21 protein-coding genes and 2 pseudogenes are annotated in these 23,791 nt (G+C 62.6%); 19 read left to right on the forward strand and 4 right to left on the reverse strand.

Annotation, left to right across the window (positions count from 1 at the left end):
* Positions 1–119: 119 nt before the first annotated feature.
* From ACXMDP_RS03270 to rfbB, 9 genes and pseudogenes are all read left to right on the forward strand, one after another.
* On the forward strand, positions 120–2,555 hold the full coding sequence (locus ACXMDP_RS03270; protein ID WP_259729857.1) for a glycoside hydrolase family 9 protein: 2,436 nt from the start codon (positions 120–122) through the stop codon (positions 2,553–2,555).
* Positions 2,556–2,710: 155 nt separating this feature from the next.
* Positions 2,711–3,269, forward strand: a pseudogene (locus ACXMDP_RS03275) (GDP-mannose 4,6-dehydratase); the annotation flags it as partial.
* Positions 3,196–3,938: pseudogene (locus ACXMDP_RS03280) on the forward strand (NAD-dependent epimerase/dehydratase family protein); the annotation flags it as partial. The pseudogenes ACXMDP_RS03275 and ACXMDP_RS03280, both read left to right, overlap by 74 nt.
* Positions 3,939–4,275: 337 nt before the next feature.
* Positions 4,276–5,163: a glucose-1-phosphate thymidylyltransferase RfbA gene (rfbA, locus tag ACXMDP_RS03285; RefSeq protein ID WP_259730098.1), complete on the forward strand. Its 888-nt coding sequence runs from the start codon at positions 4,276–4,278 to the stop codon at positions 5,161–5,163.
* Complete coding sequence (gene rfbC / locus ACXMDP_RS03290) at positions 5,153–5,743, forward strand: dTDP-4-dehydrorhamnose 3,5-epimerase (RefSeq protein WP_259730099.1); 591 nt, start codon at positions 5,153–5,155, stop codon at positions 5,741–5,743. Before rfbA ends, rfbC begins: the two co-directional genes overlap by 11 nt.
* Complete coding sequence (gene rfbD / locus ACXMDP_RS03295; RefSeq protein ID WP_259730100.1) at positions 5,740–6,645, forward strand: dTDP-4-dehydrorhamnose reductase; 906 nt, start codon at positions 5,740–5,742, stop codon at positions 6,643–6,645. The genes rfbC and rfbD overlap by 4 nt, the downstream gene beginning before the upstream one ends.
* A 42-nt stretch (positions 6,646–6,687) precedes the next feature.
* The gene (locus ACXMDP_RS03300; RefSeq protein WP_094511913.1) at positions 6,688–6,948 is read left to right on the forward strand and encodes a type II toxin-antitoxin system Phd/YefM family antitoxin; all 261 of its coding nucleotides are present in this window, start codon (positions 6,688–6,690) and stop codon (positions 6,946–6,948) included.
* Positions 6,939–7,358, forward strand: a complete 420-nt coding sequence (locus tag ACXMDP_RS03305; RefSeq protein ID WP_259730101.1) for a type II toxin-antitoxin system VapC family toxin — start codon at positions 6,939–6,941, stop codon at positions 7,356–7,358. The genes ACXMDP_RS03300 and ACXMDP_RS03305 overlap by 10 nt, the downstream gene beginning before the upstream one ends.
* A gap of 144 nt (positions 7,359–7,502) precedes the next feature.
* The gene (gene rfbB / locus ACXMDP_RS03310; RefSeq protein ID WP_259730102.1) at positions 7,503–8,582 is read left to right on the forward strand and encodes a dTDP-glucose 4,6-dehydratase; all 1,080 of its coding nucleotides are present in this window, start codon (positions 7,503–7,505) and stop codon (positions 8,580–8,582) included.
* Between the two features lie 18 nt (positions 8,583–8,600).
* Here the strand turns inward: rfbB and ACXMDP_RS03315 are convergent, their stop codons facing one another.
* Positions 8,601–9,497, reverse strand: coding sequence for a class I SAM-dependent methyltransferase (locus tag ACXMDP_RS03315; protein WP_259730103.1), 897 nt, complete (start codon positions 9,495–9,497; stop codon positions 8,601–8,603).
* 38 nt (positions 9,498–9,535) lie between these two features.
* Between ACXMDP_RS03315 and ACXMDP_RS03320 the strand changes: the two genes are divergently transcribed.
* Entirely contained in the window at positions 9,536–9,796 is a 261-nt protein-coding gene (locus ACXMDP_RS03320) for a hypothetical protein (RefSeq protein WP_259730104.1), read from the forward strand.
* 22 nt (positions 9,797–9,818) lie between these two features.
* Here the strand turns inward: ACXMDP_RS03320 and ACXMDP_RS03325 are convergent, their stop codons facing one another.
* Positions 9,819–10,982 carry a hypothetical protein gene (locus ACXMDP_RS03325; protein ID WP_259730105.1) on the reverse strand — a complete coding sequence of 388 codons (1,164 nt, stop codon included), beginning with the start codon at positions 10,980–10,982 and terminating at the stop codon, positions 9,819–9,821.
* 59 nt (positions 10,983–11,041) lie between these two features.
* Here ACXMDP_RS03325 and ACXMDP_RS03330 point away from each other — a divergent pair, with 59 nt between their 5' ends.
* Both ACXMDP_RS03330 and gmd read left to right on the forward strand, forming a co-directional pair.
* Entirely contained in the window at positions 11,042–12,262 is a 1,221-nt protein-coding gene (locus ACXMDP_RS03330) for a hypothetical protein (RefSeq protein ID WP_259730106.1), read from the forward strand.
* Positions 12,263–12,422: 160 nt separating this feature from the next.
* Positions 12,423–13,571, forward strand: a complete 1,149-nt coding sequence (gmd, locus tag ACXMDP_RS03335; protein ID WP_457767072.1) for a GDP-mannose 4,6-dehydratase — start codon at positions 12,423–12,425, stop codon at positions 13,569–13,571.
* Positions 13,572–13,699: 128 nt separating this feature from the next.
* On the opposite strand, the gene ACXMDP_RS03340 is transcribed toward gmd, so the two are convergent.
* The gene (locus ACXMDP_RS03340; protein WP_259729192.1) at positions 13,700–13,972 is read right to left on the reverse strand and encodes a type II toxin-antitoxin system VapC family toxin; all 273 of its coding nucleotides are present in this window, start codon (positions 13,970–13,972) and stop codon (positions 13,700–13,702) included.
* Entirely contained in the window at positions 13,969–14,232 is a 264-nt protein-coding gene (locus ACXMDP_RS03345; protein ID WP_259729191.1) for a type II toxin-antitoxin system Phd/YefM family antitoxin, read from the reverse strand. Before ACXMDP_RS03345 ends, ACXMDP_RS03340 begins: the two co-directional genes overlap by 4 nt.
* Positions 14,233–14,346: 114 nt before the next feature.
* On the opposite strand from ACXMDP_RS03345, the gene ACXMDP_RS03350 reads away from it, so the two are divergent.
* The 7 genes from ACXMDP_RS03350 to ACXMDP_RS03380 all read left to right on the forward strand — a co-directional run bounded on the left by ACXMDP_RS03350 (position 14,347) and on the right by ACXMDP_RS03380 (position 23,459).
* On the forward strand, positions 14,347–15,342 hold the full coding sequence (locus tag ACXMDP_RS03350; RefSeq protein ID WP_259729190.1) for a GDP-L-fucose synthase family protein: 996 nt from the start codon (positions 14,347–14,349) through the stop codon (positions 15,340–15,342).
* A 135-nt stretch (positions 15,343–15,477) separates the two neighbouring features.
* Positions 15,478–15,756: a type II toxin-antitoxin system RelE/ParE family toxin gene (locus ACXMDP_RS03355; RefSeq protein WP_457767073.1), complete on the forward strand. Its 279-nt coding sequence runs from the start codon at positions 15,478–15,480 to the stop codon at positions 15,754–15,756.
* Between the two features lie 17 nt (positions 15,757–15,773).
* Positions 15,774–16,061, forward strand: coding sequence for a HigA family addiction module antitoxin (locus ACXMDP_RS03360; protein WP_457767074.1), 288 nt, complete (start codon positions 15,774–15,776; stop codon positions 16,059–16,061).
* A gap of 29 nt (positions 16,062–16,090) precedes the next feature.
* Positions 16,091–20,809, forward strand: a complete 4,719-nt coding sequence (locus ACXMDP_RS03365; RefSeq protein ID WP_457767075.1) for a phage head spike fiber domain-containing protein — start codon at positions 16,091–16,093, stop codon at positions 20,807–20,809.
* 48 nt (positions 20,810–20,857) lie between these two features.
* The gene (locus ACXMDP_RS03370) at positions 20,858–21,505 is read left to right on the forward strand and encodes an FkbM family methyltransferase (protein ID WP_259729186.1); all 648 of its coding nucleotides are present in this window, start codon (positions 20,858–20,860) and stop codon (positions 21,503–21,505) included.
* On the forward strand, positions 21,505–22,515 hold the full coding sequence (locus tag ACXMDP_RS03375; protein WP_259729185.1) for a CgeB family protein: 1,011 nt from the start codon (positions 21,505–21,507) through the stop codon (positions 22,513–22,515). The genes ACXMDP_RS03370 and ACXMDP_RS03375 overlap by 1 nt, the downstream gene beginning before the upstream one ends.
* Complete coding sequence (locus ACXMDP_RS03380) at positions 22,512–23,459, forward strand: hypothetical protein (RefSeq protein WP_259729184.1); 948 nt, start codon at positions 22,512–22,514, stop codon at positions 23,457–23,459. The genes ACXMDP_RS03375 and ACXMDP_RS03380 overlap by 4 nt, the downstream gene beginning before the upstream one ends.
* The last annotated feature ends 332 nt before the right edge of the window (positions 23,460–23,791 follow it).

Here is a 23,791-nt window from a genome sequence, read left to right on the forward strand (position 1 = left end):
TGCAGCCCGCACGGCTGCCGTGGCGACCACCCTCAGCGGAGCCGCCAACCACCCTCCGATGGGGGTCGCCCCGGCGGGGACATCCGGCGTAGGACCGTTGCAGCGATTTGTTTTGCGCGATGTCCAGCGTCGATCCACTCACAGGTATGGGCTTCAATTACGCCGAGGCGCTGCAGAAGAACTTCCTCTTTTACGAGGCGCAGCGCTCCGGCAACCTTGACGAAGCCAGAAAGCGGATCGACTGGCGCGGTGACTCCGGCCTGCGCGACGGCGCCGACGGGGTGTACTTCGGTGGGCAAACCGCCGCCAACCTCCAGGCCGGGCTGACGCTGAATCTCACCGGCGGCTATCACGATGCCGGCGATCACTCCAAGTTCAGCCTGCCGCTCGCTTCCACCCTGGCCACCCTCTCCTGGGGCGGGATCGAGTTCTCCGATGGCTATGCCCTCTCGGGGCAAACCGACGAACTGCTCGATGCGGTGCGTTGGGGCACGGATTACCTGCTCAAGGCCCACGCCGTTGATGCGGCGGGAGCGACGCGCTTCTTCGTGGCGCAGGTGGGCAATGTGGAGGCCGACCACGCCTTGTGGAGCTCGCCGGAGAGCCAGACCATTGCCCGTCCGGCCATGGCGGTGACACCGAGCAAGCCCGGCTCCGATGTGGCGGCCGGCTCAGCCGCAGCGCTGGCTTCCGCCTCGGTGCTGTTCCGCCAGAACGGCGAAGCCGCCTACGCCGATGTGCTGCTGACCCGCGCCATTTCGCTGTACGACTTCGCCGATCGTTACCGGGGCCGCTACTCCGATTCGATTCCGGAGGTACGCAATTACTACAACTCCTGGAGTGGGTTCAACGATGAGCTGGCCTATGGCGCGGCCTGGCTGTCGCGGGCGGTCACGGCGGCGGGCGGCAGTGGCACGGCCTACCGCGACAAGGCCCTGTCGATCTATACCAGCAACATCGGCGGCCTTTCGCGGGGCTGGACCGGCAACTGGGACGATGCGTCTTATGCCACGGCGGTGATCCTGGCGGAGGACACGGGCTCGACCCGCGTGCAGCAGGACGTGGAGCTCTGGTTGAACAACTGGGTGAACGGCGGCAACGGCGTGACGATCAGTGCCGGCGGCCTGCGCCATATCAGCCAGTGGGGCTCGCTGCGTTATGCCGCCAACACGGCCTTCCTGGCGGATGTGTATGCCGACAACGTGCGGGACCCGGGTGGGTCCTTCAGCCGGCTGTCGCAGGGGACCGTGGATTACATCCTTGGTGCCAATCCGCGCCGGTCGAGCTATCTGGTGGGCTTTGGGGCCAATTCACCCCGGCAGCCCCATCACCGGGCCGCCTCGGGCGTGGGCTGGGATGGGTTCCGCAACGGCCTGCCCAACGCCCACATCCTCTACGGCGCCCTGGTGGGTGGCCCTACCAGTTCCGACGACTTCTCCTATCAGGACCGCCGCGACGACTTCGTCGCCAATGAGGTGGCGATCGACTACAACGCTGGCCTGGCCGGCGCCTTCGCCCGCAGCGTGGAGCGTCGCGGCGGGCAGGCGTTCACCGATGCCCAGCTCGACGCGCTGCCGGGCATTTACGTGCGAACCAGCGGCGGCGGAACGCCGGTGCCACCCACCCCGACACCAACTCCAACCCCGACTCCTACGCCAACGCCAACACCAACCCCAACGCCCACCCCGACACCCACTCCAACGCCAATACCCACGCCTGTGCCGGGCTCTCCCTTGCCCCAGACCCTCAACGGCATTCCGCTCACCTCCAACCCGAACCTGGCGGTGTCCGTGGGCGGATCGATCTGGACGGGTGGCATGACGGTGCAACTCACGCTCACCAACACCGGCACGGTGCCGCTGAACAGCTGGAACTTCAGCTTCGAGAGCCCGCACCGTCCCACCAGCACACCCTGGGGGGTGCGGATCAGCAGCACGGCGCTGGCGGGCGGCCTGTTTCGCCACACCGTGACCGGTGATGCCTGGGCCAGCACGATTCAGCCGGGCCGCAGCGTGAACGTGGGCTTCAACGCCAGCCAGGGAAGGCCCCTGGGCAACAGTGGCGCGCTCACGGCGACGGCGCTGTTCGGTGATGGTGGCCGGGTTGGCTTCAGCAGTGTCAACCCCAGTTTCAAGACAGGCGGTGCCGCCGCCGATGTGATCAGCACCAGCGCCGCTGTTGATGCGCTCACCGGCCTGGCTGGCGCGGACACGTTCCGCATCACCAGCCTGCGCGATTCGTTGCTGAACGCCAGTGATCAGATCACAGATCTGGCCATCGGCAGCGATCGCATCGATGGCCCCCGGGAGGTGTCGGCCGCCGATCTGCGTGAGCTGGGCAGCGTTGCTGACCTCAGCGCCACGGCACTGGCGGCGGTGCTGACCCCCACAGCGTTCGCTGCCAACGGTGCCGCCACCTTCAGCCTTGGCGCCAGCGGCGGCAGCCGCACCTTCCTGGCGCTCAATGATGGGCTGGCTGGCTTCCAATCCGCCAACGACGCCATCGTGGAGATCACCGGCTTCACCGGCTCGCTCACGGCCCTGGCGATCGTGTGATCGGCGCGGCCGGAGCAGTTGTCACGTCGATGTCGGCTGCTTGGCGTAGTTCGTCAATCAGAAACGACGTTGAACTTCTCCGGTGCCCCCAGCCGCCAAGACCGCTCTGATCACAGGCATCACCGGCCAGGATGGCTCGTACCTCACCCAGCTGCCAGAGCCATGTGGCAGTGAGCTTTGAGGCGCCGGAGTACACCGCCAACAGCGATGCCCTGGGCACGCTGCGCATCCTGGAAGCGGTGCGGATGCTGGGGCTCACGCCGAAAACCCGCATTTACCAGGCCAGCACCAGTGAGCTGTATGGGCTGGTGCAGGAGATACCGCAGAAGGAAACCACACCCTTCTATCCGCGCAGCCCCTATGGGGTGGCGAAGCTCTATGCCTATTGGATCACGGTGAACTACCGCGAGGCCTACGGCATGTATGCCTGCAATGGGATTCTGTTCAACCACGAATCACCCCGGCGGGGTGAAACGTTTGTGACGCGCAAGATCACGCGCGGCCTGGCACGGATCAACGAAGGGCTGGAGGATTGCCTCTACATGGGCAACATCGATTCGCTGCGTGATTGGGGGCACGCCAGGGATTACGTGGAGATGCAGTGGCGGATGCTGCAGCAGCAGCGGCGAAGTGGTGGTGCGGATCGACCCGCGCTACTTCCGGCCGGCGGAGGTGGAAACGCTGCTGGGTGATCCCACCAAGGCACGCGAGAAGCGCAGTTGCGGCCTGGTTTGCGGCGCATCAGCCCACGGTGGTGGTGCTGGCGGCCGCGAAGGTGGGGGGCATTGCGGCGAACAGCAGCTATCCGGCTGATTTCCTGCTCGACAACCTCAAGATCCAGAACAACGTGATCGAGAGTGCCTGGCGCAGCGGTGTGCGGCACTGCGGATCCAGCACGGCTTCGATGCGATCAGCCTGATGCCCACCAATCTGTATGGGCCTGGCGACAACTACCACCCCACCAACAGCCATGTGCTGCCGGCCTTGATCCGGCGGTTTCATGAGGCGGCCCTGGCCAAGGCATCGTGCGTGACCTGCTGGGGCACCGGCACACCGCTGCGGGAATTCCTGCATGTGGATGATCTGGGCGAGGCGTGCGTGTTCGCGCTGGAGCGCTGGCAGCCGGGGCCGGAAGAGCTGCAGTTTCTGAATGTGGGCACGGGCGTGGATCTCACGATCCGCGAGCTGGCGGAAGCGGTGGCGGCCGCCACTGGCTTTGCCGGCAGCCTGGAGTGGGACAGCACCAAGCCCGACGGCACCCCCAAAAAGCAGCTGGACGTGAGCCGCCTGGCGGGCCTGGGCTGGCGCGCCCGCATCCCGTTGGCGGAGGGGCTGGCGGGCACGGTGGCCGAATTTGCCAACAGTGGCAGCGCGAGGCTTTAGCCCCCATCCAGGTGACTGCGCCCGAAGGGTGTGCCCTTTTGGGGTGGAGCAGGTTCACTGGAGCCTGCTGGAGGCGGCCATGGCGATAGTGAGCATTACCACCGAAGCGCTGTACATTGGCGCGCGTGAGTATGCTGCGGTTCGGAGGGCTGAATGTGCTGATGCTGGAGCTTCTGAGCCAACAGAAATCAGATCCCCCGCGTTATGAATGTGGAAACTGTACCCATCATCTTTTACGGGTTTGGTGGCGTTTTGATTGGCAGAATCCTGGATTGAATTCCTCTGATTTCACGCCTAAACTGTTGCCCCGTGAGCTTGCTGGCCATGGCCTCAAGGGATGATGCGTAAGGGAATTATCTTGGCCGGTGGCAGTGGCACGCGCCTGCATCCGATCACCCAGGCGGTGAGCAAGCAGTTGCTGCCGGTGTATGACAAGCCGATGGTGTATTACCCGCTGAGCACGTTGATGCTGGCGGGAATTCGCGATGTGCTGGTGATCACCACGCCGGTGGATCAGCCGTCGTTCGAGCGGTTGCTGGGCGATGGCAGCGCCTGGGGGATGGCCATTCGCTATGCGGTGCAGCCGAGCCCGGATGGGTTGGCCCAGGCGTTTCTGATCGGTGCCAGATTTCTGGATGGGGCGCCGGTGGCGCTGGTGCTGGGGGACAACCTGTTCCACGGTCACGACCTGAGCGTGCAGTTGCAGGCCTGCTGTGCAAGCGGCGTGGGGGCCACGGTGTTTGCCTACCCGGTGCGTGATCCAGAGCGCTACGGGGTGGTGGAGTTCGATGCGCAGGGCCAGGTGCTGAGCCTGGAGGAAAAGCCGAAGCGTGCGAAGTCGCGCTATGCGGTAACGGGGCTGTATTTCTATGACGACACCGTGGTGGAGCGGGCCGAGCGGGTGCAGCCCTCGGCGCGGGGTGAGCTGGAGATCACCGATCTGAACCGGCAGTACCTGGAGGAGGGGCTGCTGAAGGTGGAGCTGATGGGCCGCGGTATGGCCTGGCTGGATACGGGCACCTGCGATTCGTTGCACGAGGCCACCAGCTACATCCGCACCTTGGAGCACCGGCAGGGTTTGAAGGTGGGCTGTCCGGAGGAGGTGGCGTGGCGGCAGGGCTGGATCAGCGGCGAGCAGCTGGAGGGGCTGGCTCTGCCGCTGAAGAAAAGCGGCTACGGCAGCTACCTGCTGTCGCTGCTGCAGGAGAGAAGCGATGCAGGTTGAGCGGCTCAGCACGGCCAGCGGCGTGGTGATGCAGGGGCCGCTGCTGATCACGCCGCAGGTGTTTGGCGATGAGCGGGGCTTCTTTTTCGAGAGCTGGAACCAGCGCCGCTTTGATGCAGCGGTGGGTACGCCCACCACCTTTGTTCAGGACAACCACTCCCGTTCCAGCTGTGGCGTGCTGCGAGGGCTGCACTACCAGCTGGAACCTGAGCCCCAGGGGAAACTGGTGCGTTGCACCAGCGGCACCATCTTTGATGTGGCGGTCGACATGCGCCGCCCCTCGCCCACGTTCGGCCAGTGGGTGGCTGCCGAGCTGAGTGCCGGCAACCAGCAGCAGCTGTGGGTGCCGGTGGGTTTTGCCCACGGTTTCCTCACCCTCAGCGACACAGCCGAGGTGTTGTACAAGGCGAGCGGCTTCTGGAGCAAGGCCTGCGAGCGCTCGCTGCGCTGGAACGATCCAGAGGTGGCGATCGCTTGGCCGCTGGCGCCGCTGGGGATCAGCGAGCCGCTGCTGGCCGTGAAGGATGCCGCCGCCCCCACGCTGGCGCAGGCGCTGGCCGCCGGGGAGGTGTTCGCGTGAAAGTGCTGCTCACCGGCGCTGCCGGCCAGCTGGGCCAGGCCCTGCGCCAGCAGGTGCCTGCGGGGGTGGAGTTGATCGCCAGCAGCCGCAGCGGCGGCGAGGGCGTGATGGCGTTGGATCTCGCGGATGCCCCGGCCTGCCGCGCGGCGGTGCGGTCACACCGTCCCGATTGGGTGCTCAATGGCGGCGCCTACACGGCGGTGGACAAAGCCGAAAGCGAGCCGGAGCTGGCCCTGGCGGTGAACGGCGCCGCGCCGCGCGCCTTTGCCGAGGCGCTGCTGGAAAGCGGCGGAGGCTTGTTGCAGGTGAGCACTGATTTTGTGTTCAACGGCCAGCAGGGCAGTCCGTATCGCACGGAGCAGCAGCGTGCGCCGCTGGGGGTCTACGGCCGTAGCAAGGCCGCCGGCGAAGAAGCGGTGGAAGAAGTGCTGGGCCGTGGCGGCAAGGGCGTGATCCTGCGCACCAGTTGGGTGATGGGGCCGGTGGGCAGGAACTTTGCGCTCACGATGCTGCGGCTGCACCGGGAGAAGCAGCAGATCGGTGTGGTGGCGGATCAGGTGGGCTGCCCCACCAGCACGCTCACCCTGGCGGCGGCCTGCTGGCGGCTGATTGAGGTGGCCGGTTCACCACCCGCCAGGCCTTTGCCGCTGATCCTGCACTGGAGCGAGGCCGGTGCCGCCAGCTGGTACGACGTGGCCGTGGCGGTGGGCGAGCTGGGCGTGGAGCTGGGGCTGCTGGAGCGAATGGCCGCTGTGAACCCGCTCACCACAGCCGATTACCCCACCCCGGCGCAACGCCCCAGCTATTCGCTGCTGGAAACCTCCAGCACCCGCCAGGTGCTTGCCCTGCCTGCGCTGCACTGGCGTCAGGCGCTGCGTCAGCTGCTGGAGGCCGTGGCGTGATCGCCAGCATTAGGCTAGCTGGATCAGCTAGCTACCACGGCCATGGATGCCATCTGGACCCTCCAGGACGCCAAGAACCGCTTCAGCGCGGTGGTGGATGCGGCCGCCCTGGGCCAACCACAAAAGGTGACGCGCCGTGGCAAGTGGGTGAGTGTGGTGCTGTCGGCCGAGGACTACCAGCGACTGCAGCGCCTCGACGTGGCCAACGCGCCCTCGCTGTCCGAACTGTTGCTGCAGATGCCGCAAGACGACGAGGGCTTCGAGCGGATGCCCCTGACGCCGAGGGAGTTCCCGTGTTCTTGATCGACACGATGGTGCTCTCCGAACTGCGGCTGCGCCAGCGTGATCCGGGTGTGGTGGCCTGGATCGGCAGGCAGCGGCAGGAGGATTGTTTTCTGAGTGTGGTGAGCATCGGCGAGATCGAACGGGGCATTGCCCGCAAGCGCACCACCGATGCCGGATTTGCGCTGCAGTTGGCGGGATGGCTAGACCAGTTGCTGCGGCTGTATGGCGATCGGCTGTTGCCTGTGGACGTGGGCGTGGCGCGTCGCTGGGGGCAGCTCTCAGCCGAGATCGGCCACGACGGTGCCGACCTGCTGATCGCTGCAACGGCGCTGGAGCGGGGCCTCACGGTGGTGACACGCAATCCGCGGCACTTCACACCAACCGGGGTGGCGACCCTCAATCCCTGGCAAGCGGAGCTGGAATCGTGACCAGCTCAGCAAACCCAGGCCGCCACCAGGGCGGCGCCGGATCCAGATCCTGAGACGCTTGATTCGCCCTAAGCAGTGCGGCCCGATTCCGATCGCCGCCAGTTTTGTACACCTGTACTACATCATCCCTTGGCCGCTTCACCCATGTCTGCAACCAGCCCACCCGATGTTTCAGACCTCCTCGCCGGCCGCCACCGCATCCTGGTGACCGGCGGCGCCGGCTTTATCGGCGGTGCGGTGGTGCGCCGGCTGCTGCGCGAAACCGAGGCGCTGGTGTTCAACCTCGACAAGTGCGGCTACGCCAGCGATCTCACCAGCATCGAGGGGGTACTGGCGGAGCTCGGCCCTCGGGCCCTCTGCCCCGATGGGCAGAGCCGCCACCAGTTGCTGCGGGTGGACCTCACCAACGCGGCGGCCACGGAGGCGGCGGTGCGCCAGGCGGATCCGGATCTGGTGCTGCATCTGGCGGCCGAGAGCCATGTCGACCGCTCGATTGAGGGCCCGGCGGCGTTCATCGCCAGCAACGTGAACGGCACCTTCCACCTGCTGCAGGCGGTGCGCAGCCACTGGGAGCAGCTACCGGCTGAACGCCGCGACACTTTCCGCTTCCACCACATCAGCACCGATGAGGTGTTCGGCTCGTTGGGGCCCGCGGGGCGCTTCTCGGAGACCACCCTCTACGACCCGCGCAGCCCCTATTCAGCCAGCAAGGCGGCCAGCGACCACCTGGTGAACGCCTGGCACCACACCTACGGCCTGCCGGTGGTGCTCACCAACTGCTCCAACAACTACGGCCCCTGGCAGTTCCCCGAGAAGCTGATCCCGGTGGTGATCCTCAAGGCGGCGGCCGGCGAGCCGATTCCGCTTTATGGCGATGGGGCCAATGTGCGTGATTGGCTGTATGTGGAGGATCACGTGGATGCGCTGCTGCTAGCGGCGAATCGTGGGGAGCTGGGCGGCAGCTATTGCGTGGGAGGCCATGGAGAGCGCACCAATCAGCAGGTGGTGGAGGCGATCTGCATCCTGCTGGATGAGCTGAAGCCAACTGGAGCTCCTCACAGCCGCTTGATCACACCGGTGACGGACCGGCCTGGACATGACCGGCGCTACGCCATTGATCCCACCCGCATCAGCGCAGAACTTGGCTGGCAGCCGCGCCACAACTTTGAAGAGGGCCTGGCGGCGACAGTGCGCTGGTATCTGGAGCACCAGCGCCGCTGTTGATGTGCTTGGGGCCAGTGATCAGGCTCGACCCGCCACCAGCACCATCACGGCGGGAATTTCCTGGCCGAGGATGCCATAGCTGGGGGCGGCGACCCAATGGATGGTGGGGGTGGCGAGACCGGCCTTGCGAGCCTGATCGAGCAACTCCCAACCCGGAATCTGATACACAAGGCTGCCCTGCTTGGGATGCACGGGATCGCCGTGATAGTCCGCTTCTTCCAGCAGTTCGGCTTCAGCCGCCACGCCTGGCGCCGCGCTGGGGCGGTGGCGTGCTTTCACGATCGTGTCGTAGCGGTTGTAAGCGAAGGGGAAGGTGGCCACCAGATGGCCGCCGGGCCGCAGGATGCGGGCGATTTCCGACAGAGCGGCGGGCAGGTCGTAGAGGTGCTCGAACAGCTCGTTGCAGAGCACCAGATCCACGCAGGCATCGCCCAGGGTGAGGGCGCAGAGGTCTTGATGGGAGAAGTGCTCGCGTTGCGGATCGCCGGGATCGGGGAGGTATTCGCTGCAGATCACCCGGGGGAAGCGCTGGCGCAGGAGCTGGGCGAACGGGGTGATCGCTTCAGGGCAGTAGAGGTCGAGCTCGGCGGCGGCGGGCACCTCGCCGTTGTTGATCAGCTCCTGCATCAACAACCACAGGGCGCGATGGCGCGCCAGGCAGCCGTGCACCTCCAGGGTTTCGCGGTAATTGCTGCCCTTCAGCTGCAGGGCGCTGGCCGGCAGGGCGGATCCGCTGATCGGATCGAGGATGCCGTTGAGGGCGATCAGGCGCAGGGCCTGTTGCACCTGCTGGCTCCAGAGGTGATGGTTGCGCTGGATGAAGGCTTCAAAGCCAGCGAAATCGGTGAACCGCTGCACCTCCACATGGGGCGCGGCCGCGGAGGGGGATGAGGCAACAGCGACCGTTGGCTCCAATCGATTGTTACTCGGTGAACTTGATTAAGGTATCGCCGATGAGCGAACCCACCCACGCCACGGCCGCCGACCCCCAGCACCTGGAGGCGCAGATCGTCAGCCTCCGCAGCCAGCTGGAGGAGGCCCGCGATGAGGCGGAGCTGAATCTGCTGATGCTGCAGCAGGTGCAGGAAGAGCTGGAAACCACCTACCTGGCCCAGCAGCAGCAGGAGCAGCTGGTGCAGCGCCAGCGCGAACAGCTGCAGCGGGCGGAAGGCCTGATTGAGGCGCTGCTGGAACGCGTGGAACGGCAGGGCTGATGGTGTTCAGGCCAGTGCCTGATCAGGCCAGTGCGAAGCGGGCTTCGTAGTCGCTGAACCGGCGCGTGATGGCGTCGATGTCAGCGTCAGGCGCCAGCGGGGACAGGGGCGGCGGGGCCACACCAAGAGCCTGCAACCGCTCCGTGGCCCGCTCGAGCCAATCGGGGCCTGCCTCTCTTCCTTCCGCCATCCCACCAGGCGGGTCAGTCGGCCCGGCCGCAGCGGCTGAGGGCAGCCCTGCGCGCAGTTGCTCCTTCAGGCTGCGCAGCGGCTGCCACTGGGGATCGTCGGTCAGCAGCCGCTCCAGCAGGGCGCCGGCGGCTTCCAGCTCACCGCGGTTGGCGAGGCTGCGCACCTGCAGCACCCCCGGACCACGCCGGGCCTCGCGGCGGCGTTGCTCAAACAGCTCCGCCAGGCCGGTGGTGCTGGCATCGGCCTGGGCCATGCGGATCGCTTCCGCCCAGGCGTCAAGGGCGGCGTCGACGGCGCCGCGCTGCACGGCGTGGCGGGCCACCACATCGTGGAACCAGGGATTGGCCTGGGCGGCGGCTGATGGCTCCTGCAGCCAGCGGCCACTGGCCTCCACTTCACCGCGGGCGAGGGCGAGATCGGCCGCGCGGATGCGGGCCAGGGCCCACTGGGGCCAGAGGCTGGCCAGCAGCTGCCAGTAGCGGTTGCTGGCGGCGGGTTCGGCGGCGATCTCGGCATCGCCCACCAAGAGCGCCAGCTCCGGCTGCAGGGGCGGATCGAGGGGCGCGGACGCCGCCTCAGAGGTGCGGGAAAGGATCAGGAGCAGATCGCCGAGATCGGGTTCCAGAGCCAGCTTCCAATGGGCCTGCAGGCGGGGCAGCAGCTGCTGCCAGAGGGCCTGGGGATCGGGCCGGCGCCAGGCGCGGTAACGCTCCGCCCAGGCCAGCGCCTGCTGGCGCTCCGCACCCTCCTGGGCGGGTGGTGCGGGCCAGAGGCCCCACACATCCGGCACCAGGCCGAGGGAGGGGTCGCACTGATCGGCCTCCAGCACAGCGAGATCCGCCTGGCGCAGATCACCGGCCAGCAGCCAGGCGCAGGCGAATTCGAGCGCGGCAGCCGCCGACCAAGCCGCGCTGGAGCGTGCCGCGGCAGCGTGCTGGGCCAGTTCCGTGTGATGGCCGCGCCGGCCCAGCTCCAGCAGATCGGCCATCGGCACTCCGGAATGGATGAACAGGATTCTGTCGCCTACGTTGCCGGCGACGGGGTTAAACCGCCATGGCCCGGTTGGTGATCGTGGATCCGGCCTACGCCAGCACGGTGGGGCACCACGGCGAAGTGAACCGGCCGCTGCTGGCGGCCCTGCGCCAGGGCGGGTGGCAGGCGGAGCTGTGGGCGGATGTGGCTCTGGAGGCGGAGGCCACGGCACCGCAGCCGCTGCGGGGTGTGTTCAGCGGCTGCGGCTATGTGGACCCGCGGCTGTGGCTGGAACTGGGTGGGGCGTTGCAGCTGGCGCGGCGGCTGGAGCAGCAGCTGGCGCTGGCGGCGGCGGCGCCGGCTGCGCCGGTGAGCGCCTGGCTGGCCCACAGCCTGCTGCCGTTTCAGTTGCTGGGGCTGGCGCGCTACCTGGCAGGGGCGCCGGCGGCGAGGGTGCTGGTGAGCCTGATGTTTGCGCCGGGGGAACGGCTGGATGGCGCCGCTGGCGACGCCCAGGCCACGGCCTGCTGCCGGGTGGCGCTGGCGGCGTTGGCCAGGGCGGCGGCGCAGCAGGGCCACCAGCTCACGCTGGCCTTGCCCAGCCGGCAGCAGCAGGGGTTGTATGCGCCACTGCTGGCGGCCACCGGGCTGAGCGATGGCGGCGTGCACCCGGCGGTGGTGGGAGCTGGGTGCACGCCGCAGCCGCTGCCGGCGGCAGCACCGCCGCTGGTGCTGCTGCATTGGGGTGACCTGAAAGCCGGCAAGGGCCGGGCGGAAGCGTTGGCGGTGCTGGAGAGCCTGGTGGAGCAAGGGGTGCCGCCAGCGCTGGCCGGCTGGGGCTGGTTGTTTCACCGTCACAGCCACACGGGGCTGGAGCCGCAGGAGCGGCAGCTGCTGCAGCGGGCGGAGGCGGCCGGCATCGGCCTGGTGTTGCTGGAGGGGGAGATCGAGAGCGGGGCGATGCAGCACTGGCTGGCGCGCTGCCCGGTGGCGCTGCTGGCCTACGACCCACGGCGCTACGGCCAGCGCAGCAGCGGCATGGTGTGGCAATGGGCCGCCAGCCGCGCCGCGCTGGGCCTGCCGGCGGCGGCGGCCGGCTACGGCGAGGGCTGGCTGGCGACGGAGGCGGTGGAGCTGGGGGTGGGTTGGCAGCGGCCCGACGGCGACGATGGAGTTGCCTGGCTGGCGGCGCTGGCGGCGGCGGCTGAGGCGCTGCCGGCGGCTGCCCCCCACGGAGCAGCGCTCCATGGCAGTTTCGGGGCGTGGTGCCTGCAGCGCCTGGCCGAAACGCCATGGCGGTAGCCATCCCAACAGCAAGAACAGCAATGTCCCCTATTCCTTGATGCGCAGGCCTGCGCGATCGTGACGTGTGTGAGTAGCCACGTGACCCACCGGACCAGGCCAGACATTTTTGCCTTCTCGGCGTAGTTTGTTGGCATCAAATCCACGCCGAAGCCCGCCGGTGCCCCCAGCCGCCAAGACCGCACTGATCACAGGCATCACCGGCCAGGACGGCTCGTACCTCACCGAGCTGCTGCTGGAGAAGGGCTACGCGGTGCACGGCATCAAGCGCCGCGCCAGCAGCTTCAATACGGCGCGCATCGATCATCTTTATCAGGATCCCCATGAAGAGGATCCGCGGCTCACGCTGCACTACGGCGATTTAACCGATAGCACGAATCTGATCCGGATCATCCAGCAGGTGCAGCCGGATGAGATTTATAACCTTGGCGCCCAGAGCCATGTGGCGGTGAGCTTTGAGGCGCCGGAGTACACCGCCAACAGCGATGCCATGGGCACGCTGCGCATCCTGGAGGCGGTGCGGATGCTGGGGCTCACGCCGAAAACGCGCATCTACCAGGCCAGCACCAGTGAGCTGTATGGGCTGGTGCAGGAGATACCGCAGAAGGAAACCACACCCTTCTATCCGCGCAGCCCCTATGGGGTGGCGAAGCTCTATGCCTATTGGATCACGGTGAACTACCGCGAGGCCTACGGCATGTATGCCTGCAATGGGATTCTGTTCAACCATGAATCACCACGGCGGGGTGAAACGTTTGTGACGCGCAAGATCACGCGCGGCCTGGCACGGATCAACGAAGGGCTGGAGGATTGCCTCTACATGGGCAACATCGATTCGCTGCGTGATTGGGGGCACGCCAGGGATTATGTGGAGATGCAGTGGCGGATGCTGCAGCAGGAGGGGCCGCCGGAGGATTTCGTGATTGCCACGGGCCGGCAGGAAACGGTGCGGCGCTTCATCGAGCTGGCGGCGTTGGAGCTGGGCTGGGGGGAGCTCGAGTGGGAGGGCACGGGCACCGAGGAGATCGGCAAGCGCAGCAGCGGCGAGGTGGTGGTGCGGATCGACCCGCGCTATTTCCGCCCGGCGGAGGTGGAAACGCTGCTGGGTGATCCCACCAAGGCGCGGGAGAAGCTGGGCTGGACGCCCACCAGCACCCTGGAGCAGCTGGTGGCGGAGATGGTGGCGGCCGATAAGGAGGAAGCGCGCAAGGAGGCGATCCTGCGGCTGAAGGGCTTCAAGGTGGTGGGATCGATGGAGAACCCGCCCACCAACCCGTCGGCGACGACGGCGGCCGGAGGCAAGGGGTGATGGCGCGCTTACCAGAGCAGGTTGCAGGGAAAGGCCCTGAGAGCTGGATCAACGCTCAACAGGGTGAGGGCCTCCAGCTCGGCCTGGGCGGCCAGCAAGCGATCAAAGGGATCGCGATGGGCCATCCCCTAGCTGCCCGCCCGCAGGCCATGGCGCAGCTCGATCGGCAACAGGTCGAACCCCTGGGCGGCCAACACGGCGGGCAGCTGCTCGAGCAAGGGAGTGGCGGCGGGAAGCTTGCCCAAGCGCACCTTGGTGGCGATCTCCCAGCCGGAAGCCACACTCACCAGCACCCGTGCCGTGGCATCGGCAATGGCGGCATGGGCTGCCGGCGAGAGGCGATCGGGTTCAGCGAGCCACCAGAGCAGGGCGTGGGTGTCGAGCAGCAAAGCAGCGCTCACAGGAGGGGGTTTTCCAGGGCGGCGAGCTCCAGCTCCGGCAGCGGTTCGAGCAGCACCTCCGGCGGAGGCAGGGTGACGATCCCGCGCAACACGCCGGGATTGCGCCTGGGTGTGGGCTGCTCCAGAGGCACCAGCCGCGCCCAGGGACGTCCGCCTTTGGCCACCACGATGGTTTCACCAGCATGGGCGGCATCGATCAGCCGGGAGAAGTGGGTTTTGGCCTCGTGCACGTTCACGATCCGCGTGAAAGGCGTGTGCATGGCGACGAGCGGCGGCTGCCAACCTAAGAAACTTAGTCCACTGGTGGACCAAGTGGGAGGTCGGGCTTGTGGCCGCAGGCGTGGAGTGCAGCTCTTGAACAGGTTGTTCAAGCCATGACCAACACCTCCACCACACCCTTGATCACCCCAGCCGACCGCTTCTTCGTGGCGGGCCACCGCGGCATGGCGGGCGGCGCGATCGTGCGGGCACTGCAGCGCGCCGGCTATGGGGATGAAGCCCAGGGCGGCGCCCTGCTCACCGCCAGCCGCGAGGAGCTCGATCTGCTCGACGGTGCGGCGGTGGCGGCCTGGTTTGCGGCGCACCAGCCCACGGTGGTGGTGCTGGCGGCCGCGAAGGTGGGCGGCATTGCGGCGAACAGCAGCTATCCGGCTGATTTCCTGCTCGACAACCTCAAGATCCAGAACAACGTGATCGAAAACGCCTGGCGCAGCGGCGTGCGGCGGCTGCTGTTCCTGGGCAGCAGCTGCATCTACCCGAAGTTCGCTGAGCAGCCGATCCGGGAAGAGGCGCTGCTCACCGGCGCGCTGGAGCCCACCAATGAGTGGTACGCGATCGCCAAGATCGCCGGCATCAAGCTGTGTGCGGCGCTGCGGATCCAGCACGGCTTCGATGCGATCAGCCTGATGCCCACCAATCTCTATGGGCCTGGCGACAACTACCATCCCACCAACAGCCATGTGCTGCCGGCCTTGATCCGGCGGTTTCATGAGGCGGCCCTGGCCAAGGCACCGTGCGTGACCTGCTGGGGCACCGGCACGCCGTTGCGGGAATTCCTGCATGTGGATGATCTGGGCGAGGCGTGTGTGTTCGCGCTGGAACGCTGGCAGCCGGGGCCGGAAGAGCTGCAGTTTCTGAATGTGGGCACGGGCGTGGATCTCACGATCCGCGAGCTGGCGGAAGCGGTGGCAGCGGCCACCGGCTTTAACGGCAGCCTGGAGTGGGACACCACCAAGCCCGACGGCACCCCGAAAAAGCAGCTGGATGTGAGCCGCCTGGCGGCCCTGGGCTGGCATGCCCGCATCCCGTTGGCGGAGGGGCTGGCGGGCACGGTGGCTGAATTTGCTGCCCTTGGGAGCACCCGGCTATGAAAACGGCATACGCAACGGCAGCACTGACCGCTGGATCCGCGCCCGACCAGCAGCGCGGCCACAGTTCAATGAAGCAAGAGGCTATTGCGCGTTGCGCAACGCGCTACGATCAGGGTTGTGGTCCTGGGCTGCGGGGTGATTCAAGGCTTCCGGCACAAGGGCCTGCGTCGATTTTTCGTAGCAGGCAGCAGCGCCGGGATTCAGCCGGAGCACAGCCGCAAGTTGCGCCTGCAGTTGGCGGCGCTCCATTCGGCAGCCGTGATCGACGATCTCGATCTGCCGGGCTACCGGCTACACCCTCTCAAGGGAGCCGACAAGGGGCGATGGGCGATCTGGGTGAACGCCAACTGGCGGCTCACCTTTGTGTTCCGCGAGGGCCACGTCTTTGATCTCCACTATGAGGATTACCACTGATGGCACAAACGATCGCGATGCATCAGCCGCCGCATCCGGGCGAGTTCATCGCTGGGGTGTATTTGGAGCCCTGCGAACTCTCGATACGGAAAGTGGCGGAGCGGCTGGGGGTGTCTGCCTCCACGTTTCAGCGGCTCGTTGCCAGCAAAAGCCGGGTCACACCGGATATGGCGCTGCGGCTGTCGAAGGTGCTGGGTCGCAGCCCCGAGAGTTGGCTGGCGCTGCAGGACAGCTACGAGCTTTGGGAGGCCCGGCAGCGGCTCGACCTTTCGGGGTTGACGCCGATGGAGCTGGTGCCGGCCTGATCGTGCCCACTGGAGTACTCGGCTGACCCATGGACATCGTCGTTTACAGCCAGTACTACCGCACGCGCACCCCAGACCGGCAGCTGGAGATTGATGAATGCCTGCGGCGCAATCTCAACCATCCAGGCATCAGCCGGGTGGTGCTGTTCTGCGAATCCGATGCGCCGCCGGTGCCGCAGGGCACGGTGCCCGTGGAAGTGGTGGTGAGTGATGAACGCATCACCTATGCCGAATGGTTTCGCTGGGTGCGGCGCCAGGGCACGGGCATCGGCCTGCTGCTGAATGCCGATATCTACCTGGATGAGGGCCTGGAGCACCTGGCCACCACCTTCGATCGTGCGGACACCTTCCTGGCGTTGACGCGCTACAACCCGGGCCATGCCGGCTTCCACCTCAACGACTATCCCCATTGGACCCAGGACGTGTGGGGCGTGCGTGGCGATGCAGAGCTACCCGAGAGCCTGCTGTATGCCAGCAGCTTCCCGCTCGGCTTCCCCGGTTGCGACAACCGCATCGCCTATGTGATGTGGAGCCACGGCTTCCGCGTGCGCAATCCCTGCTATCACGTGCGCAGCGTGCATCTGCAGGCCAGCACCGCCCGCGCTTATCACAAAACCAGCGACAGGCTCTATGGCGGCGTGAGCTATGTGCATCCGAGCCTGGCACCCGATGAGGAGGCGGAGCTGGAGTTCACGCTGTGGACACGCTCTGAGCAGCGGCCAGCAGGGGTGCTGATCAACCAACAGGCGATTGAACGGGGTGTGCACCAGCTGCGCCACGGGGAGGCCGAAGTGGCGCAGCGATTCCTCGATCAACAGCAGTTCACCGGCCTCAGCTGGGTGCATGAGGCGGTGGGTTCGGCGCACCTGCAGGGGGATGGGTCTCCCTTCGCCAGTGAAGACACGGTGTTTCTGCCGATGACGGAGCTGCTGGGTGATGGGGTGGAGCTGAGGCTGAAGCGACCCACCCAGCTGGAGGGCCTCACGATTCGCCTGCCAAGGCGGGCCTCGGCCGGCCATCAACTGGCGTTGCAGGCAGAAGGCGAAGGAGAGGCCTGGCTAGAGCTGTGCGGCGATGGGGCGCTCGCCTTGAAGCCAGGCGGTGAGCGGCGCTTCTGGCAACCGGCGGAGTTGAAAGGAACCCCCTGGTGCAAGCTGCGCCTGAAGCTCACTGGCGCGCCTGCCGCTGCCGAGCCTGCCTGGCGCCCTGAAGAAGGCGCCGAGCTGGTGCTGTTTGGCGAAGCGGGCGCCCTGGCTGAAGCGAAGAGCCTGAATGTGATCGCAGAAGATCCCAAGCCAGAAGCCAATTCCTCATCCACCGCTGAAGCGGGCCAGGCAGCACAGGCTGCCAAGCCACTCCGCACCATTCAGTTTGCAGATTCTGAATACGTTGAGCTCAGAAACCTTGCTCTTGAGCACTCAGAAACCGCAGGGCCGGATGGAGATTCAAGGGCTGCTGTGATCACCAGTGCAGATGGCGATTCTGCGGTGAGATACGCCTTCAACAAGTATGCCACCACCGAGAGTGGTGCTTATACAGCCTCGGTAATGATCAAGGCGGGAACGCAAAGGCGGATTGTTCTGCGCATCAACGATCAAACGGGTAACAACGACGCCAGGCAAGCCTTTGACCTCGCCACAGGCCTGGTGGTGGGGCCTGCGATCAATAGCGGATCGGCCACGGGTGCAAGCAGTGCGATTGAATCCGTCGGTGATGGTTGGTTTCGCTGCAGTATTGCCGCAGCGTTTGTCGAGCCGCTGTCGTTCTTGCAGGCTCCCTCCATCTGGTTTGAGCACTATGCCCCTTCAACCTCTGTTGGCATGCTTTACACCGGAGAAGCTTCTGTGCTTGAGGGTGTTTGCCTTCCATCCCCATTGCCCCTGCAGCAGAGCCATGTGGATGGTGGCAACCTGAGCGTCTCGGCCACCGGTCCGGCAGAGCCTGCCTTGGCTGCCGCAACCCGTGCACCGTCGGCAAATGCTGGCTCGGGCCAGTTCTCCTTGATCAATCGCTCGGAGTTCAAGGCGGAAGGCTGCGAGCTGGTGCAGCGCTTCGGCAGCCGCTTTGCGGTGTTCAGCGATGGGGAGGCGCTCTATTTCGTGGATCGCTTCTGGCCAATGGTGGGCAAGGTTCCCTTCCAGGGTTCAGCCCAGGCAGCTCTTGAGCAGGGGGAGGAGGCGCTCTTTGCTGTGGGTTTTCTCCAGCCCTTGCAGGAGTGGAAGCCTGATCAGATCGCCTCGGTGAAGCAGCACAAGAACCAGCTGCTGTTCTGGCAGTATCCCTGCCGCACGGAGGAAGATGCACACCTTGTGCACAGCGAGCTGAGCGGGCCCCAGCGTGAGGGGGAAGCGTATCAGGTGTATGTGGGCCTGCCCTGGGCCACCTTCATCGACCGTGGCGTGAATCAACAACTGAGCGGCAACCCATATCCGGAGGCACTCCTCCTTGCGCACGCCAAGCGTGCTGAGGCATTGGCGGCTGTTCTCAGCCGCTGGCATAAAACCCTGCAGGTGCACAGCGTTTGTCAGCACATCTTCTGGAGGGAAGCCGCCTCCTGGATCCGAGCGGCGGGCATCACCGATCTGTGGCTCTCCCACAAGGAAAAGGGCCTTGATGAGGCGCAAGGCATGCGGCTTCACAGCTGGAGCCTTTACGCGGTAAATGATCGGGATCCGGAGCGTCGCCAGGGGCTTGCGTTTGTGCCGATTGAGCAGCGGCCAGTGTTTGCTTCGTTCAGTGGTGCCCATATGAAGCATTACCTCAGCGACGTGCGCCAGCGCATGGCCGCTTTGGCCGAGCTAGAGGGCTACCGGGTGACCATCAAGGACATGTGGCACTTCAACAAGGTGGTGTACAACTTTCAGGTTTTCGGTGACGAGAGCAAGAAGGATGCGATCGAAACCGATGAGGTGCGCAGCTACAACGAGCTGCTGAGTCACACCCGCTTCTCCTTGTGTCCGGTGGGGGCAGGGCCCAATACTCTGCGGCTGTGGGAGTCGCTGGCGGTTGGGGCCATTCCGGTGGTGCTCTCGGATCGGCACGAGTTGCCGGAGCTGGAACGGCTGTTGCCGGGGGAGGGGCTGAGCTGGGGCCAAGTGATCGTGCTCCATCCGGAAGCCGAGCTGGAGCAGTTGGATGAGCGGCTGCAGGCTATCGATGCTGCTGAGCGGCACCGGCGCCAGCGGCTGTGTAGGCGGCTGTATGAGGCCAGTGTGGCGATGACCTGCTTTGGAAGCAGCCAGCGGGAAGCGGAGCCGATACCGCTCCTGCAGGAGCTGTTCAAGCCTCAGCAGGTGCAGGTGCCGGGAGAAACGAAAGCGGAGTTCACCGGCGTGGCCCGGCTGGTGCCGGCGAGGTTGGCGATGTGTTCTGAAGGCCCAAGCTCAATCGTGGTGCACCTGGACCAGACCGAGCAGCTGCTGGGATTCCAGCTCACAGGAAAGGGTTGCTCGCTCGAGCAGGTGAGCTTCACGCTCAGCCGCTACCGGGAATTCAACAAGTTCGACGAGCTGCCCTTGGAGACGGAGGGCAAGAAGGGGGAGAGCGCCTGGTTGGGGTTGCCGAGCGGGGAGAGGTGGTGGGCGATGGGCCTGAAGCTCACGGCCGAGTGGAAGCCAGGCGCCGAAGCACGGCCCCCAGCGCATCTGCAGCTGGCTGTATGGAGCCAGAAGGATGCCTTCGCAAGGGAAGCACGGCGCTTGGATCGGGCCGGGATTCTCAAGGCGGCATCGGATCGCAATGCAGACCGGCAGGACGACACCTTTGACACCAAGCACATCAACAGCGGAGAGATTCTGAACCGGTTGCCGGTGGTGGCATGGCCGGAAGATGTGGTGCCCGGTAACCAGTTGTTCCCGCCGGTGGCGGAACCGATAACGAATCTGATTGGGGAGCCCCTGGAAGATGGCATTACGATGTACGTGCATCTGATGAATCGCAACGAGAACGTGCAGAAAAATCTGCCGAACTGGTTGCAGCAGGACTTCAATGAGCTGATTCTGCTTGATTGGAGTTCAAACGATCCGGTTGCTGAGATTCCTGGAGTGTTTGGCGATCCTCGGGTGCGAGTGGTGCGGGTAGACGGGCAAACCAAGTTCATCCGCACTTTGGCGCAGAATCTTGCCAGCCGCATGGCACGGCATCGACGCATCTTCAAATGTGATTCCGATGTGGAATTCCAGGGCGATTTCTTTGCCGCTCACCCATTGGAGCCAGGCGAATTCTGGGTCGGGGATTGGCATCAAGCAAGAGATGCTAATGAGCGCCACTTGCATGGTGAGACCTATTATTTCCTAAGAGATTTCAACAGAGTCAATGGATACGACGAGCGATTCCTTGCTTACGGACAGGACGATACAAATCTCAAGGATCGGATGGTGCTGTCTTCTCTGCATAAATCAGTTTTCAATTATGATTTAATGCATCATCAAGAGCATGATCAGTCGGCTCGATGCGATAATCAAAACATTGTCCACCCAATGGTCAAGACCTATCAAAATCGAATTGCATCACTTAGACAAAGATTTTGGAGCTCTACAGAGCCTAGCGCAACTGCAACAGTTGCAATCACTTCTTCTTCTCTTTGCATATGCCTAATAAGAAAGATGCCAGCAACAGACGATTCTAGTTCCGATGCGGAAATGGAGGCTTTGAGAATAGTTGCCGGCTGGTACGACACAAGCTCAAGGCTGGACTCAATGAATAAACAAGAACTAATTGCTCTTGTTTGGGAAAAATGCAACGTTTAGATCGTAATCTGGCTCAGGCATTTCCTTTGTTTATCAGAGCATGCGACCATGACTACTGCCTATCATTCGTCAATCACGCAAGCACTTTTCACTGACTTTCTGGAATCAAGAAAGTTTCAATGCTCCGTTCTCCAAATTGGTGCAAACGATGGGGTGAACGCTGATTTCATTAGTCCTAGGGCCATAAAGAATAATTGGTATTGTGTTTTTGTAGAGCCTCATCCTCTGTATTTTCAGCAACTTAAACAACATTACAGCGCCTGTACTAGATGCTTCTTTGAGAATGCAGCCATCGGCTTAGAGTCTGATGGCACCAAAGATCTCTATTATGTTAAAGATGTTCATGAAGGCAATCAAAAGCTTAAGGGTATAGCAAGTTTTCAGCTAAGTCATTTACTCGGACATGGCATTCGCGAGGATAACATAGACCGCGAGCCAGTTTCAGTTGTCACATTGCAAAGCATTGTGGACAAGTACTATTTGTTTGACGTCGATATACTAGTAGTGGATACTGAAGGGTGGGAGCCTCAAGTATTCCAGTCCGTTAGTTTTGATAGGTTCCTTCCTAAGCTGATCATCTTTGAGCATTGCCACTTGAGCGATGAAAAGTTTAAGACAATCTTATCTCATGTAGGTTCCAGCTATGATGCTTGCAAGGCAGAGTTTGATACATTTATGATTCGGAGGCGATTCTGATGGTTCTCTCAGATTCTTCTAGTCTTTTTGATTTATCGTTCAGGGGAACCTTATTACTCGAAGAGCCTGTTCTGGTCTATTCCGGAATGTATGCTGGCCAGCAAGAGCCAAATCCGTTTACAATACTAGCCGATTGCTTAAGTTCAGAAGAGGTTGTTTGGCTTGTTCTTGTGGCTTGGACGGCTGAGGAGAACTCAGCATCTGCGGTTACTATAACTGCATGGCGTGATCATTTCTTAGCTAGCCACAGCAATCATAGAATGATTTTCTTGGCAAATACACATGCTGAAGTAGTAAATCTTAGGTCGCTAGGTGCGGAGGTGCTTCTTCATAACCAAAACATGTTTGTAGACAGAAGGTTGTTTCAGCCGATTGTTCCAAAAAGTGCAAAAATCTATGATGCCGTTTACAACGCACAGTTTCTGAGCTTTAAACGGCATGAGCTTTGTACAGAGATTTCCAACCTTGTGCTAATTGGATATAATTTTGAAAATGAGCACTTCAAATACGTTCGCGAGCTTCTGCCTAATGTAAGAATTGCTAATCTTGATGAAAATGGAAGCAAGCGATGGCTGCCCCAAGATCAGGTTAATGCAATTTATAATAGTTCCCACTGCGGCCTATGTCTATCCAAGCAAGAAGGTGCGATGCATGCCAGTATGGAATATCTCCTTGCCGGCATTCCTATTGTAACAACCATCAATCAAGGCGGACGCGACTTCTATTTCGATGGAAGGTTTGTTCGGTGGGTGAATGATACACCTAGTGATGTGTCCAATGCTGTCCGCTCACTGACAAGCGAAGGTATTGATCCACAGTTTATCCGATCTGAGACTTTGCGAAAAATTGACATGAATATAGATCATTTTGTTGTTAGTATATCTGAATACCTGAAAATCTCTGCCTCTGTATTTAAGAGCTCTTTGAGTAAAGTCTTTAACGATAAGCTAATCGTGCCAAAAAAGTTAAGCGATATCATCGATCAATTGCCTCCACGTTTGTTATCATGATGAGGATTTCGTTTTTTGGGGCAAGTGTGACTGCACAGGGCAAAGATTCAGGTTACATTACTCATCTTAGGTCTTTGTGTGGTCAGCACAACATTGGCCTTGAATGTTTTGCTTATTCAGCGTGTCATTTTAACGATGCAGGCTTTTTTAAGGCAGATGAAGTTATCAACAACATGGCGAATATTTGCTTCTTTGACTGGAATACGACTGGCATGGGCGAGTTTGATTCAAACAAGCTTCACTATGTGCTGGCGAGTCTGTTGAACAATGATACATTGCCGGTCTTTTTGATTTTTCCGCGGACTGACACGAATCTTCTTGGCGACAGAGAAGCTGAAAGGCAGGTCATGACTTTATCAAAAGACTATAATCTTCCTTTTCTTGACTTGAGAAAGTCAATTGATCACAGCGTGCATCTTCGGGATAATGTGCACACAAATAAGGAAGGAGCAATCTTGTATGCCAAGGCGATCTTTGATTTCTTGTTGTCAGGTGAGGTTGTCTGTCCACCCGCAACAACCCTAAGCAAGATTAGCGAGTATCATCCTTACAAGCTTTCCAGCTTTAGAGTTGATTCTACCATTAGTCCGCATCGGGCGCTAAAGCTATTGACTGTTGCGTCTGGTTCATTTCCGGAAATTGTTTTGCGTATCAAAGTGGGTCCTTATTCTCCGGTGATCAATATTTCGTATAATGAAACGCTTGTAAGATCTATCAACCTCTTTGACCAGTGGTGTCACTTTGAGCGTGAGATGTATTACACGATCTTGGCTCCTTGGCAAGCAGCGACTGATCGTGCTGAAGTTTTAATTGAAGTGAACGCAGATCCCCCGGATCGGACGATTACCAGGGATCCTGGTTTTGAATACAATGGATCAATGTTCGTGCCACTGATTGAGTGCTACACGGCAGACATTGAGGTTCAATCACGTGAGTATGTTTAGAAATGATCTAAATGGACGCCATCCTTCGGTTGGAGGTGGCTTCCGCAATGATTGATCATTGCTTTGAAGGCTGCGAGCGTACCGATGTCGCACGCCTTGGCGGTGGCCAGCCAATGGCTTGGCTGCAGGTCCCACCGCTGCTAGCGGGTCTAGGCGTGGTTTTTCACGAGGTTGTTCATGCATGCAGCTGAGCGAGCCGAGATGCTGCTGGGATTACCATCCTTTTAGGCTCACCGTTCTGCGATGGGAGGCCAGATACGTTTTCAGCATCCTGCTAGCGAAAACGCTCATTCGGCCTCGCGTGGCAACCCAGGCGAGTTCACGATCCGCCA

The sequence above is a fragment of the Cyanobium sp. ULC065 genome, assembly GCF_977927515.1.